The organism is Enterobacter sp. B79-1 (genome assembly GCF_057444735.1).
On record NZ_JBYAZJ010000003.1, the window covers coordinates 443,231 to 457,144 of the forward strand.

Annotated in this window: 12 protein-coding genes; 1 reads left to right on the top strand and 11 read right to left on the bottom strand. The window is 56.3% G+C overall.

Going from position 1 to position 13,914, the window contains the following annotated elements; translation table 11 throughout:
- The first annotated feature begins 105 nt into the window (after positions 1–105).
- Positions 106–1,380, top strand: coding sequence for an MFS transporter (locus AC2T6E_RS12520; protein WP_108417894.1), 1,275 nt, complete (start codon positions 106–108; stop codon positions 1,378–1,380).
- A gap of 91 nt (positions 1,381–1,471) precedes the next feature.
- Here the strand turns inward: AC2T6E_RS12520 and rlmB are convergent, their stop codons facing one another.
- The 11 genes from rlmB to mutL form a co-directional block, all read right to left on the bottom strand.
- Positions 1,472–2,203: a 23S rRNA (guanosine(2251)-2'-O)-methyltransferase RlmB gene (gene rlmB / locus AC2T6E_RS12525; protein WP_023334255.1), complete on the bottom strand. Its 732-nt coding sequence runs from the start codon at positions 2,201–2,203 to the stop codon at positions 1,472–1,474.
- Positions 2,204–2,269: 66 nt separating this feature from the next.
- On the bottom strand, positions 2,270–4,714 hold the full coding sequence (rnr, locus tag AC2T6E_RS12530; protein ID WP_458667498.1) for a ribonuclease R: 2,445 nt from the start codon (positions 4,712–4,714) through the stop codon (positions 2,270–2,272).
- 38 nt (positions 4,715–4,752) lie between these two features.
- Positions 4,753–5,178, bottom strand: coding sequence for a nitric oxide-sensing transcriptional repressor NsrR (nsrR, locus tag AC2T6E_RS12535; protein ID WP_010427492.1), 426 nt, complete (start codon positions 5,176–5,178; stop codon positions 4,753–4,755).
- Between the two features lie 193 nt (positions 5,179–5,371).
- Positions 5,372–6,670: an adenylosuccinate synthase gene (locus tag AC2T6E_RS12540; RefSeq protein WP_325839720.1), complete on the bottom strand. Its 1,299-nt coding sequence runs from the start codon at positions 6,668–6,670 to the stop codon at positions 5,372–5,374.
- 104 nt (positions 6,671–6,774) lie between these two features.
- Positions 6,775–6,972 (bottom strand): DUF2065 domain-containing protein, encoded by a 198-nt coding sequence (locus tag AC2T6E_RS12545; protein WP_010427497.1) that lies wholly within the window; start codon positions 6,970–6,972, stop codon positions 6,775–6,777.
- A gap of 71 nt (positions 6,973–7,043) precedes the next feature.
- Positions 7,044–8,048 carry a protease modulator HflC gene (gene hflC, locus AC2T6E_RS12550; RefSeq protein WP_010427498.1) on the bottom strand — a complete coding sequence of 335 codons (1,005 nt, stop codon included), beginning with the start codon at positions 8,046–8,048 and terminating at the stop codon, positions 7,044–7,046.
- A gap of 2 nt (positions 8,049–8,050) precedes the next feature.
- The gene (gene hflK / locus AC2T6E_RS12555; protein ID WP_042713437.1) at positions 8,051–9,310 is read right to left on the bottom strand and encodes an FtsH protease activity modulator HflK; all 1,260 of its coding nucleotides are present in this window, start codon (positions 9,308–9,310) and stop codon (positions 8,051–8,053) included.
- Positions 9,311–9,366: 56 nt separating this feature from the next.
- Positions 9,367–10,647 carry a ribosome rescue GTPase HflX gene (gene hflX, locus AC2T6E_RS12560; protein ID WP_010427502.1) on the bottom strand — a complete coding sequence of 427 codons (1,281 nt, stop codon included), beginning with the start codon at positions 10,645–10,647 and terminating at the stop codon, positions 9,367–9,369.
- 74 nt (positions 10,648–10,721) lie between these two features.
- On the bottom strand, positions 10,722–11,033 hold the full coding sequence (gene hfq, locus AC2T6E_RS12565; RefSeq protein WP_008502919.1) for an RNA chaperone Hfq: 312 nt from the start codon (positions 11,031–11,033) through the stop codon (positions 10,722–10,724).
- Between the two features lie 85 nt (positions 11,034–11,118).
- Positions 11,119–12,069: a tRNA (adenosine(37)-N6)-dimethylallyltransferase MiaA gene (miaA, locus tag AC2T6E_RS12570; protein WP_010427503.1), complete on the bottom strand. Its 951-nt coding sequence runs from the start codon at positions 12,067–12,069 to the stop codon at positions 11,119–11,121.
- Entirely contained in the window at positions 12,062–13,906 is a 1,845-nt protein-coding gene (mutL, locus tag AC2T6E_RS12575; protein WP_108417896.1) for a DNA mismatch repair endonuclease MutL, read from the bottom strand. Before mutL ends, miaA begins: the two co-directional genes overlap by 8 nt.
- Positions 13,907–13,914 lie beyond the last annotated feature (8 nt).

Here is a 13,914-nt window from a genome sequence, read left to right on the forward strand (position 1 = left end):
CGCTGATATCATTCGTGAAATAGCTCACATAACATAAGAATAAACTATTTCATCACTTCGCTTTTGTTGAATAATTTATTCTTACCCCTTTCAGTGAGGATCGTTATGCAACGGGACGCGCACAAGCGTGCATTAATTGCAGGCTCCATTGGTAACTTTATCGAGTGGTATGAGTTTGCGGTCTACGGTTTTCTGGCGACCGTTATTGCGAAAAACTTCTTCCAGCTTGAAGGAGAAGCGGGGCTTACCAGCCTGATCCTCACCTACGCCTCGTTTGCCATCGCCTTCTTCTTCCGCCCGCTGGGTGCGGTGGTGTTTGGCCGCATCGGCGACCGGATTGGCCGTAAGCCGACGCTAATCATTGTGCTGGTGCTGATGACGCTCGCTACCGCCACCATCGGCATTGTGCCGGTCTACGCCAGCATCGGGATTGCCGCCCCGCTCATTATTACACTGCTGCGCATCCTGCAGGGGCTGTTCGCGGGGGGCGAGTACGGCGGTGCGGTCTCGCTGATGACGGAGTTCGCCCCGCGCGGCAAGCGTGGACTCTATGGCGCGTGGCAGTCCTTTACCGTGGCGCTGGGGCTGCTGGCGGGGGCAGGCATCGTGGCGCTGCTCTCCGCCCTCCTCACGCCGGAAGCCCTCCACGACTGGGGCTGGCGCATTCCGTTCTTCCTGGCGCTGCCTATGGGCGTCGTTGCGCTGTGGCTTCGGGTCAGCATGGAAGAAACGCCAAGCTTTGTGCAGCAGCAGGATAAACCGGCTGTCGCTCAGGCGGATACTGCCGCCACGCTCCGGGCCATCGTGATGGGGATTGGGCGCGTGATGGTCTGGTCTGCTGCGGGGTATACCTACCTGGTGATTATGCCGACCTATCTGCAGTCGGCGCTGCACACCGGGTTTAACCAGGCGCTGCTGATAGCGGTGATTTCGAATATTGGGTTTGCGCTGACGATTATTCCGTCGGGGATCCTGAGCGACCGGATCGGGCGCCGCACGGTGATGATTATCGCCACCGCGCTTTTGCTGATCCTCGCCCTGCCGCTGCTGAAAATCCTGCAGGCGGAGTCGAGTACGCTGGCGGTGAAGGCTGTTGTGGTGTTGATTGCGGGCGGTCTGGTCGGGATGCTGGCGGGGCCGGGCCCGGCAATGCTATCTGAGATGTTCCCGACACGCGTGCGCTATACGGGGCTGGGGCTGGCCTACTCTTTGTCGAACGCGATTTTCTCGGGATGTGCAGGGTTAATCATTACCGGGCTGATTAAGCAGACGGGCAACCTGGATATTCCGGCGTATTACGTGATGGCGACGGCGGTAGTGAGTATCTTTGCCCTGATGACGCTGAGAAAGGATGACCATTTGCGGTCGCTGGAGGAGTGAGGTTAATGCCCGGTGGCGCTGCGCTTACCGGGCCTACGGTACCGTGCCTTTGTAGGCCGGGTAAGGCGAAGCCGCCACCCGGCACAACAGACTACCCTCGCTGACGCACCGCTTCAAACAGGCAGATACCCGTCGCAACGGACACATTCAGGGACGACACGCTGCCCGCCATCGGGATGCTGATAAGCTCGTCACAGTGCTCGCGCGTCAGACGACGCATACCTTCGCCTTCCGCCCCCATCACCAGCGCCAGACGGCCGGTCATTTTGCTCTGGTACAGCGTATGATCCGCTTCACCGGCGGTACCGACGATCCAGATGTTCTCTTCCTGCAGCAGACGCATGGTACGCGCCAGGTTGGTCACGCGGATCAGCGGAACGTTTTCCGCCGCGCCGCAGGCCACTTTCTTCGCCGTCGCGTTCAGCTGCGCGGAGCGATCTTTCGGCACAATCACCGCGTGTACGCCCGCCGCATCGGCGCTACGCAGACAGGCACCGAGGTTGTGCGGATCGGTAACGCCATCGAGGATCAGGAAGAACGGGTTATCCAGTTCGGCAATCAGATCCGGCAGATCGTTTTCCTGATACTGACGGCCCGGCTTCACGCGCGCAATAATGCCCTGGTGTACCGCACCTTCACTTTTCTCATCCAGGAACTGACGGTTTGCCAGCTGGATCACCACGCCCTGCGCTTCCAGCGCGTGGATCAGCGGCATCAGACGCTTATCTTCACGCCCTTTCAGAATAAAGACTTCCTGAAAACGCTCCGGTGCGCGCTCGAGAAGGGCCTGCACCGCATGGATGCCGTAAATCATTTCACTCATTGATGGTTCTCGTAATAAGTATTTCCCCTCCCCCCGTAGGGGAGAGGGTCAGGGTGAGGGGAGAATTTACTCCGCCTGCTTTTTCTTGGCCGCACGCTTCGCTTTGGTGGCGGCAGCTATTTTCTGCGTTTTAGCGGACGGTTTTTTCGCTGAGCGAGCTTCTTTCTTCGCCGCCTTCGGCTTCTGTTTCTTCTCGCCGCGGAACGCGCTGTCCGGCTCGAAGTTTACCTTCTTGCCCGCCTGACGACGTTTACCGCCGCCCGGTTTACCGTTACCGCCTTTTTTCGCTTTCTCACGCTCGGTTTTGCCGACGTTACGCGGCGCGCGTTCGCTGGAGATCAGGCTGAAGTCGATTTTACGGTCGTCCATATTCACGGCTTCGACCTTCACTTCCACACGGTCGCCCAGACGGTATGTCTGGCCGCCAGACTCGCCAATCAGGCGTTGTCCGACCTGATCAAAGCGGTAGTAGTCGTTATCCAGGCTGGAGACGTGCACCAGACCGTCGATGAACAGCTCGTCCAGACGAACGAAGAAACCAAAGCCGGTCACGCTGGCAATCACGCCTTTAAAGACGTTACCCACCTGATCGAGCATAAAGTCACACTTCAGCCAGTCCGCCACGTCACGTGTTGCTTCATCGGCACGACGTTCGGCCATGGAGCAGTGCTGGCCCAGCTGCAGCATCTCTTCCATCGAATAGTGGTAGCCGCCGGTTTCGGTGGTGTTCCCTTTGTGGCCCTGCTCCTGCGCCAGCAGATACTTGATCGCACGGTGCAGGGAAAGGTCAGGATAACGACGGATCGGCGACGTGAAGTGGGCGTAAGACTGCAGCGCCAGACCGAAGTGGCCGCGGTTTTCCGGATCGTAGATCGCCTGCTTCATGGAGCGCAGCAGCATGGTTTGCAGCATTTCTGCATCAGGACGATCGCCGATGGATTCCAGCAGCTCGGCGTAATCGCGCGGCTCTGGCTTGTTGCCACCCGGCAGCTCCAGGCCCAGTTCAGCCAGCACGGAACGGAATGAGGTAATGGCTTCCGTGGTCGGCTTATCGTGAATACGGAACAGCGCTGGCTCTTTGGCTTTCTCAACGAAACGTGCCGCCGAGATGTTCGCCAGGATCATACACTCTTCGATCAGCTTGTGGGCGTCGTTACGCTGGGTCTGCTCAATACGCTCAATGCGGCGTTCGGCGTTGAAGATGAATTTCGCCTCTTCGCTCTCAAACGAGATCCCGCCGCGCTCTTCGCGCGCCTGTTCCAGCGTTTTGTAGAGGTTGTGCAGCTCTTCGATGTGTTTGACCAGCGGCGCGTACTGCTCGCGCAGATCCTGGTCGCCCTGCAGCATATGCCAGACCTTGGTATAGGTCAGACGCGCGTGCGAGCTCATCACTGCTTCGTAGAATTTGAAGCCGGTTAAGCGCCCTTTGGTCGAGATGGTCATCTCGCAGACCATGCAAAGACGGTCAACCTGCGGGTTCAGGGAGCACAGACCGTTAGAGAGCACTTCCGGCAGCATCGGCACAACCTGAGACGGGAAGTAGACCGACGTACCGCGGCTGCGCGCTTCGTTATCCAGCGGCGTATGCGGACGGACATAATAGCTTACGTCAGCGATAGCAACCCACAGACGCCAGCCGCCACCGCGTTTTTTCTCACAGTAAACGGCATCATCAAAGTCGCGGGCGTCTTCGCCATCAATAGTGACCAGCGGCAGGGAGCGCAGATCCACGCGGCCCACCTTAGACTCTTCCGGCACTTCTTCGCGCAGGCTTTCGATCTGATCTTCAACCGCTTTCGGCCAGACGTAAGGGATCTCATGGGTACGCAGCGCCATATCAACGGCCATCGTGGTGCCCATGTTATCTCCCAACACTTCGACGATTTTACCTACGGCTTTGGTGCGACGGGTTGGGCGCTGGGTGAGTTCTACTACCACCACAAAGCCCATGCGTGCGCCCATCACCTCTTCAGGTGGGATCAGAATGTCGAAGCTCAGGCGGCTGTCGTCCGGTACCACAAAGCCCACGCCCGCGTCGGTAAAGTAGCGGCCAACAATCTGGCTGGTTTTTGGCACCAGCACACGCACCACGCGCGCTTCGCGGCGGCCTTTACGGTCCGCGCCCAGCGGTTGCGCCAGGATCTGATCGCCGTGGATACACATCTTCATCTGCTCAGATGAGAGGTATAGATCGTCTTTGCGGCCTTCCACGCGCAGGAAGCCGAAGCCATCGCGGTGACCAATGACGGTCCCTTTCAGCAGATCGAGGCGTTCTGGCAGCGCGTAGCACTGACGGCGGGTAAAGACCAGTTGCCCGTCACGCTCCATCGCGCGCAGGCGGCGGCGAAGGGCTTCAATTTGCTCTTCACCTTCAATGTTTAATTCAATGGCAAGTTCTTCACGATTGGCGGGTTTTTCGCGTTTTGTTAAGTGTTCAATGATGAACTCGCGGCTAGGGATAGGATTCGCGTATTTTTCGGCTTCGCGTTCCTGGAAAGGATCATGTGACATGTCGGTTCCTCCGTTGTCAGCTCCGGTGGAAATTTTCTTCATTCCACCAGCAATAATTTATAAAGCGGTTGATTCTCTTCAACCAAATCGGCCAGCGTGTAGTTATCCAGCTCCATGAGAAAACTTTGCACGGCCTTAGAAAGCGCCTGTTTCAGGCGGCAAGCGGGGGTAATGTGGCAGAACTCGCTGCTGCAGTTCACCAGAGACAACGGCTCCAGTTCACGTACCACATCCCCAACGCGAATACTCTGTGCCGGTTTACCGAGACGGATCCCACCATTCTTCCCGCGGACGGCAGCAACGTATCCGGCACGGCTAAGTTGATTGATTATTTTGACCATATGATTACGGGATACACCATAGACCTCTGTTACCTCAGAGATGCTGGTCATCTTTCCATCGGGTAACGACGCCATGTAAATCAGGGCGCGTAAGCCGTAATCGGTGAAACTCGTTAACTGCACATCAACCTCAGGGAAAAAGGGAAAACGCGGTGAAACCGCAGAGATATTCATTAATGATGATAAACCAGCCAGATAGTTAGGGGCTAATTTATTTGACAGACGGGGCGAAAAAGCGGAGATCCAGGAGCGGTCGCCGGATGGCGCTACGCTTATCCGGCCTACGGGTCTCCCCGCAGGCCAGCAGTCACGAAGATTATGCGTCGAACGGGTCGCGCAGGATCATCGTTTCAGTACGATCCGGGCCGGTAGAAATAATATCGATCGGCACTTCGGTCAGTTCTTCAATGCGCTTGATGTAATCCAGCGCCGCCTGCGGCAGGCCGCTACGCTCTTTCACACCGAAAGTGGTCTCAGACCAGCCCGGCATGGTTTCGTAGATTGGCTCGATGCCTTCCCAGTCGTCAGCAGCCAGCGGAGTGGTGGTCACTTCGCGGCCATCTGGCATACGGTAGCCAACGCAGATTTTCACTTCTTTCAGGCCGTCCAGTACGTCGAGCTTGGTCAGGCAGAAGCCAGACAGGGAGTTGATCTGCACTGCACGACGCACTGCGACCGCATCCAGCCAGCCGGTACGACGACGACGACCGGTGGTCGCGCCAAACTCGTTACCCTGCTTGCACAGGAACTCGCCAGTTTCATCAAACAGCTCGGTCGGGAATGGACCGGCACCCACGCGAGTGGAGTACGCTTTGATGATACCCAGAACGTAATCCACATAGCGTGGACCCAGGCCAGAGCCGGTTGCCACGCCACCCGCGGTGGTGTTAGAGGAGGTTACGTACGGATAGGTACCGTGGTCGATGTCCAGCAGCGTACCCTGCGCACCTTCGAACATGACGAAATCGCCACGCTTGCGCGCCTGGTCCAGCAGATCGGACACATCCACAACCATACCGGTCAGAATATCAGCCACCGCCATGACGTCATCCAGCACTTTCTGGTAGTCAACAGCGTCAGCTTTGTAGAAATTCACCAGCTGGAAGTTGTGATATTCCATCACTTCTTTCAGTTTTTCAGCGAAGGTCACTTTGTCGAAGAGATCGCCCACGCGCAGACCGCGACGTGCAACTTTATCTTCGTAAGCCGGGCCGATACCACGACCGGTGGTACCGATCGCTTTCGCGCCACGCGCTTTTTCACGCGCAACGTCCAGCGCCACATGATAATCCAGGATCAGCGGGCAGGCTTCAGAGAGCAGCAGACGCTCACGAACAGGGATACCACGGTCTTCCAGACCTTTCATCTCTTTCATCAGCGCAGCAGGAGACAGCACAACGCCGTTACCGATGATGCTGGTGACGTTTTCGCGAAGAATGCCTGATGGAATAAGATGGAGGACGGTTTTTTCACCGTTGATTACGAGAGTATGGCCTGCGTTGTGACCGCCCTGGTAGCGTACAACATATTTAGCCCGTTCAGTCAGAAGATCAACAATCTTCCCTTTACCTTCGTCACCCCATTGGGTGCCCAGTACGACGACGTTGTTACCCATTTTTTTCAAAATCACCGTTTGCTTAAAAATGGATTCTACCATCGCTTTTTCAGATATACAGCACTTTTTGACCTCAAAATACGCCGATTGCGCCTACTTTTTGATCAGCCAATCGTTTTCTTCAACATGTAGTAGATAACGATACCTGCAACCACAAGACCGCCGCCAAAACGACGCAAAATATTATCCGGCAGTTGGCTCATCGTCGCGATCATTCGACGCCAGGCGCGCGGATAAAGCATCGGTCCAAGACCTTCAAGCACCAAAACCAGGGCCAGCGCGAGCCAGATCGTTGAATTCATTTTTAGTCCTTATAAAAGAAAACCACCGCTCCGTTGAGAGCGGTGGTTTGAATACTCAAACGGACCTGAGTTTATCGCGTTGCGTTAGTCGGCGTCTTCATATAACGGAAGAAATCGCTGTCCGGGCTGAGCACCATCACATCCTGGTTGCTCTGGAAGCTATTCTCGTAAGCACGCAGGCTACGGATAAAGGCATAGAAGTCTGGATCCTGACTGAAGGCATCAGCAAACAGCTTCGCCGCTTCGGCATCGCCTTCACCGCGCAGGATACGACCCTGACGTTCAGACTCTGCGAGCGTCTTGGTCACTTCGTAGTCCGCAGCGGCACGCAGCTTCTCAGCCTCTTCCTGACCCTGTGAACGGTGACGACGGGCTACCGCTTCACGCTCGGCGCGCATACGGTTGTAGATCGCCTCGGACACTTCCGCTGGCAGGTTGATTTGCTTGATACGCACGTCAACGACTTCGATACCCAGCGCGGCCATACTGTTCGGGTTGATCACCGGCACTTTACCGTTGGTTTCAGCCTGAACACGTTCAGCGGCTTTAGCAATCGCGTCATCCGCTGCTGGCGTTTCCACTTCGTCTTCCGTGCCCGCTGTACCGGAGTTCAGCGCATCACGTACTTCCAGCGTCAGACGGCCGCGGGAGTCGGTCACGATGTCTTTCACATCCAGACGACCAATCTCAGAACGCAGACGGTCAGAGAACTTACGTTTCAGCAGCACTTCTGCCTGAGAAACATCGCCACCGCCCGTTGCCAGGAAGTAACGGCTGAAGTCGCTGATACGCCATTTGATGTAGGAATCAACGATCAGGTCTTTCTTCTCTTTGGTCACGAAACGGTCGGCCTGGTTATCCATGGTCTGGATACGCGCATCAAGCGTTTTCACTGACTGAATGAAAGGCACCTTGAAGTGCAGACCCGGTTCGTAAATCACCGGGCGTTTGTCACCATCACGCACGACGCTGCTGAACTGGAATTTGATCCCACGCTCGCCTTCTTTCACCACAAAGATCGAGGTATACAGCACGACCAGTACGATGACGATGATCGCAATAACTGACTTACGCATCCTTATTCCCCCTGACGCTGGTAGTCGTTACGCTGCGCGTTAGCACGGCGTTGGTCCATAATGTCACCATCGTTCGAAGAAGGCGTTGTGTTCGCGCTGGCGCTGCCTGAAGAGGCTGGTGGCAGACGCAGCAGGTTATTCGCACCGCTGGTGTCTTTCGCAGCCGGTGCAGAACCGCCTTTCAGCATCTGATCCAGCGGCAGGACCATCAGGTTTCCGCCTTTGCTGTCGTTAACCAACACTTTGCGGGTGTGGCTCAGCACTTTTTCCATGGTCTCGATATACAGACGCTCGCGGGTAATTTCCGGTGCCGCTTTATACTCCGGCAGGATCTTCGCGAAGCGAGCCACTTCACCCTGTGCTTCCAGGATGGTCTGCGTCTTATACGCGCGTGCTTCTTCCAGAATACGCTGCGCCTGACCGTTAGCACGCGGCTGAACTTCGTTGGTGTACGCTTCCGCTTCACGGATGTACTGCTGTTCGTTTTCACGTGCAGCAATCGCATCGTCAAATGCGGCTTTCACCTCTTCCGGCGGACGCGCAGCCTGGAAGTTGACGTCCAGCAGGGTGATACCCATGTTGTATGGACGAATGGTCTCTTCCAGCTCGCGCTGGGTATCGCTACGAATAACGGTACGACCTTCGGTCAGAATACGGTCCATGGTGTACTTGCCGATCACGCCACGCAGGGCGCTGTCGGTCGCCTGACGCAGGCTGTCATCAGCGCTGGTCACGCTAAACAGATAACGCTCAGGATCGGTTACGCGGTACTGCACGTTCATCTCAACGCGCACGACGTTCTCGTCAGAGGTCAGCATCACGCCAGATGCCGCCAGTTCACGGACGGACTCCACGTTAACCGCGGTGACGTTGTCAACGAAGGTCGGTTTCCAGTTCAGGCCCGGTTCAACCAGATGGCTGAACTTACCGAAACGAGTGACCACGCCGCGTTCTGCTTCTTTAATGGTGTAGAACCCGCTGGCTGCCCAGATGATTACCACCGCAGCGGCCACAATGCCCACTACGCGGCCACCCATTGGCGGGCGCGGACTCTGAGTGGAATTACCACCCGAGCCAGAACCTTTTCCTCCGCCAAGGCCACCGAGCTTTTTGCTCAGCTTGCGGAAGATATCATCCAGATCCGGCGGCCCCTGCTCGCGACCACCTTTGTTGCCATTTCCCCCAGAGTTGCCGCCTTGATTATTGCTGCTTCCCCACGGGTCGCGGTCTTGTCCGTTATTACCGGGCTGATTCCACGCCATGTATATGCTCCATATTTGTTATGCAAGGGCGAATTATTCAGGCTTCCCCTTTCTGATCAGACGATATAGTCCGCCAGCGCAGGTTCTTGTTTACAGAGGCGACGCCAGTCAACGATCGGCATACGCACCTGCATCCCCACGCTGCCGTCATCCTCCATCCACTCTTTTTCTATCGCCTGAAGCTGATAAAACCGGCTGCGCAGCCTGCCTTCCTGTGGCGGCAATCGCAGCGTGTGCTGGGCGACCTCACCGGAAAGACGTTCTGTCAAAGCCTGGAAAAGCAGTGGCACACCGATACCGGTCTGGGCAGAAAGCCAGACCCGAATCGGTTTGTTCTCTTCATCTCTGTCGATACGCGGTTCGAAATCGTCCAGCATATCGATCTTGTTCATCACCAACAGCGTTGGGATTTCGTGGGCGTCGATCTCTTCGAGCACCACGTTCACCGCGTCGATGTTCTCCTGAACGCGCACGTCTGCCGCATCAATCACGTGCAGCAGCAGGGTCGCCTGTCGCGTCTCCTGCAACGTCGCTTTAAAGGCCGCCACCAGGTCATGCGGCAAATGACGGATAAACCCTACGGTATCCGCCAGCACCGTCTCACCGACGTCAGCAACGTCAATACGGCGCAGCGTCGGGTCCAGGGTCGCAAACAGCTGGTCAGCGGCATAAACCTGGGCCTCGGTGATCTGGTTAAACAGGGTGGATTTACCGGCGTTGGTATACCCCACCAGCGACACCGTCGGGATATCGGCTTTCGTTCGCGCCCGACGTCCCTGCTCACGCTGTTTCTCAACTCTTTCCAGACGTGAGAGGATCTGGGTAATACGGCCACGCAGCAAACGACGGTCGGTTTCGAGCTGGGTTTCACCCGGGCCGCGCAAACCAATCCCGCCTTTTTGTCTTTCAAGGTGTGTCCAGCCACGCACAAGACGCGTTGCCAGATGGCGCAACTGCGCCAGTTCAACCTGCAGCTTACCTTCGTGGGTACGCGCACGCTGAGCAAAAATATCTAAAATCAATCCCGTGCGATCGATAACACGGCATTCGCAAAGGGCTTCCAGGTTGCGCTCCTGGGCTGGAGACAGCGCATGATCAAACAACACGACTGACGCGCCGGTTGCTTTTACGGCATCCGCAATTTCGACTGCTTTACCTTCACCAACAAAATACTTTGGGTGCGGCGCTTTACGGCTACCGGTAATCACCTGCATTGCTTCGACACCGGCAGAAGAGACCAGAGATTCAAACTCCTGGAGGTCTTCCATATCTTTGTCTTGCGAAAAATAGATGTGTACCAGCACCGCCTGCTCACCGGCATCATAACGGTCAAACAAGCGTAAACCTCTCTAAAAAGATCAGCGGGGAACGCAGGATCCCTGGCTCCCCGTGTGGATAACAGTGCGAAACCTTATTCGGTCTCGTCGCTGTCCTGCGCCGGCGTTGAAGAACCCTGCGCGTTGCTGCCATGATGGTAGTTACTACCAGTGCCGCCGCCAGCGTTATTGCTGTGATGAGATACCGGACGGGACGGAACAACAGTAGAAATAGCGTGCTTGTAGACCATCTGACTGACCGTGTTTTTCAACAGAATCACGAACTGATCGAAAGACTCAATCTGACCTTGCAGCTTAATACCATTCACCAAATAAATAGAAACTGGAACACGTTCCCGACGCAATGCGTTCAGGAACGGATCTTGTAAAGATTGCCCCTTAGCCATTCTATCTTTTCCTTATATGCTTGTTTTGTACTTAGAACCTTGCGATTCTGAAAAATTGCGCACGATACGTCTCAATTGTACACATTCAGTCAGCGATATCACCAACAACCTCAATCACTTCGTTTAACGCCTGTTGCGGCTTTTCACTGTCTAACCAGTGAACGCCCTCCCAACCGCGCAACCAGGTGATCTGGCGCTTCGCTAACTGCCTCGTGGCGCAAACACCTCGATAAACCATTTCATCGTATGAAATCTCACCTTCAAGATACGACCACATCTGGCGGTATCCCACACAACGAACGGAAGGCATATCCGTATGCAAATCTCCACGGGCAAATAGCGCCCGCACTTCTGCTTCAAAATCTGAAGCCAACATCTGATGAAAACGCTGCTCAATTCGTTGATGGAGCAGTTCACGGCTCGCCGGGGCGATGGCGAACTGATGCACCTGATACGGCAGAGCGTCTCCTGACGTTTGCGTCAGTTCCGTTAAAGTTTTACCCGAAATGAAAAAAACTTCCAGTGCCCGGGAAAGCCTTTGCGGATCATTCGGATGGATTCGCGCTGCAGCAACCGGGTCAATCTCCGCCAGTTGCTGGTGCAAAACGTCCCATCCCTGCTCTGCCGCCTGCTGTTCAATCCTGGCTCGTACGTCCGGATCTGCCGATGGCAGAGGCGATAACCCCTCCAGCAGCGCCTTGAAGTAGAGCATGGTTCCGCCAACCAGTAGCGGTATTCGTCCCGCAGCGGTAATGTCGGCCATCTCGGCTAAGGCATCGCGGCGAAAGTCTGCTGCGGAGTACGCCTGAGCCGGGTCGAGAATATCCAGCAAACGGTGCGGTGCCGCGCGCAGTTCGTCTGCGTCTGGCTTCGCCGTGCCGATGTCCATTCCTCGATAAATGAGGGCGGAATCGACGCTAATCAACTCTACAGGCAAAACTTTACGTAACTCAATGGCTAACGCTGTTTTACCGGAGGCCGTAGGGCCCATTAAAAAAATCGCCTTAGGCAGGCTCGCCTTACTTACGTCAATCATGTCTCAGGGCGGTCATCGCCGTTTTTAAATCAACAGGTTGTAATAATCCACCCGGCGGCGTTTTCACCAGATGTGGGCAAAGGCGTTCAACCTCTGCCAACACGGTAATCGCCTGCGCCATACTCCACGGAGAGTGTTCACTGGCCAGATGGCGAGCGATCCACTGCGCGGTGTTGGCGGCATCAAACGACGTTTGCTGCGCCAGGTAGCCTATCAGTTCAGGAATCAAGTTTTGTAAATTTTGTTGGCGTAAGGGTAAAGGCACTGCGCGAATTGTCACATGCTGCGCTTCCAGCACGATTTCTATGCCCATTTCGGCAAGAAGCGCCTGTGCACGCTGCAAAACCCCTGTTTCTTCAGGGGTTATCTTTAACCGGACCGGGATCAGCAACGGCTGTGCGCAGGCGGCGTTTTCCCCCGGCGTCAGCTGCGCCTGTTTAAGCCAGCGTTCCGCCACCGGCAACGCCAGTAGCATCAGTTTCCCCTCGCGTTCGAGCAATGCCATATCCGGAGCAACAATCGTCAGTACACGACCAAAGCTCTGGCTATGCCCGTCCAGTGAAGGTTGCGACACCTCGATATGCTCTTTACGTTCCACGGCGGGCGTATCAAGCAGTTTGCGGTACAGCGCCCCCTGCTGCTTCTGATAACCCGACTGAGCGTTGGGGTAGTTCGCCCCCGTAGGGCGAGGCGCGCTGCCCGCCGCGGAGAAACGCGGAGCCGAGGGTTCGCGGGCAGCGGCGGGTTCAGCAAAGTGGTTGCGGCCAGCCGCCACCCGGTTTTCCGGCAGCTGACGCGGTGCCGGGGCGTCGTTTTCCAGCGGCAGCGTTGGCTCCGCCTGCTGCTGCAATACCGTGACAACACCCTGATAAATAAAGTCATGAACCAGACGTGACTGGTGGAAGCGCACCTCATGCTTCGCAGGATGGACGTTCACATCCACCTGATGGGGGTCGATCTCCAGATAAAGCACAAACGCGGGCTGTTGATCCGCGCCGAGTTTGTCTTCACAGGCCTGACGAATGGCGTGGTTGATCAGGCGGTCGCGCATCATGCGGCCATTCACGTAGCAGTATTGGATCTCAGCAAAGGCGGCGCTGCTCGCGTTCGGGTCTGCCACCCAACCGCGCAGCGCCAGATCGCCATGCTGCCACTCTATCGCCAGCGCTTTTTCAAGGAACGGCGTGCCGCAGATAGCCCCTAACCGGCGTTCCTTCTGCCCACCTTCCGCCACCGCACGATACTGACGCATCACCTTACCGTTATGGCTGAGGTTGATGGTGACATCGAATCGCGCCAGCGCGATGCGGCGAATGATCTCATCGATGTGTCCGAATTCGGTCTTCTCGGTACGCATGAACTTGCGTCGGGCGGGGGTGTTATAGAACAGGTCCAGCACTTCAAGCGTGGTGCCGACAGGGTGCGCCGCAGGTTTGACCGTGACGTCCATATCGCGTCCTTCAGCGTAGGCCTGCCAGGCCTCCTGCTGTTCCGCGGTACGGGAGGTCAGGGTTAAGCGGGATACGGAACTGATGCTCGCCAGCGCTTCGCCGCGAAAACCAAGGCTGATAATGGCTTCCAGATCGTCCAAAGAGGCAATTTTACTGGTGGCGTGACGCGCCAGCGCCAGCGCCAGCTCGTCTTTTTTGATGCCACAGCCGTTGTCACGAATACGAATAAGCTTTGCGCCGCCGCGTTCGATATCAATATCAATGCGGGTTGCCCCCGCATCGAGGCTGTTTTCCACCAGTTCCTTCACCACCGACGCAGGGCGCTCCACCACCTCACCGGCGGCGATTTGGTTCGCGAGCTGCGGCGGTAGAACCTGAATCGGCATGAATTCTC

Bases quoted from the DNA above. Each gene is read 5' to 3' on its own strand.
- hflK (WP_042713437.1), bottom strand. From the start codon at position 9,310: ATGGCGTGGAATCAGCCCGGTAATAACGGACAAGACCGCGACCCGTGG.
- hfq (WP_008502919.1), bottom strand. From the start codon at position 11,033: ATGGCTAAGGGGCAATCTTTACAAGATCCGTTCCTGAACGCATTGCGT.
- rnr (WP_458667498.1), bottom strand. From the start codon at position 4,714: ATGTCACATGATCCTTTCCAGGAACGCGAAGCCGAAAAATACGCGAAT.
- hflC (WP_010427498.1), bottom strand. From the start codon at position 8,048: ATGCGTAAGTCAGTTATTGCGATCATCGTCATCGTACTGGTCGTGCTG.
- AC2T6E_RS12520 (WP_108417894.1), top strand. From the start codon at position 106: ATGCAACGGGACGCGCACAAGCGTGCATTAATTGCAGGCTCCATTGGT.
- rlmB (WP_023334255.1), bottom strand. From the start codon at position 2,203: ATGAGTGAAATGATTTACGGCATCCATGCGGTGCAGGCCCTTCTCGAG.
- mutL (WP_108417896.1), bottom strand. From the start codon at position 13,906: ATGCCGATTCAGGTTCTACCGCCGCAGCTCGCGAACCAAATCGCCGCC.
- miaA (WP_010427503.1), bottom strand. From the start codon at position 12,069: ATGATTGACGTAAGTAAGGCGAGCCTGCCTAAGGCGATTTTTTTAATG.
- AC2T6E_RS12540 (WP_325839720.1), bottom strand. From the start codon at position 6,670: ATGGGTAACAACGTCGTCGTACTGGGCACCCAATGGGGTGACGAAGGT.
- AC2T6E_RS12545 (WP_010427497.1), bottom strand. From the start codon at position 6,972: ATGAATTCAACGATCTGGCTCGCGCTGGCCCTGGTTTTGGTGCTTGAA.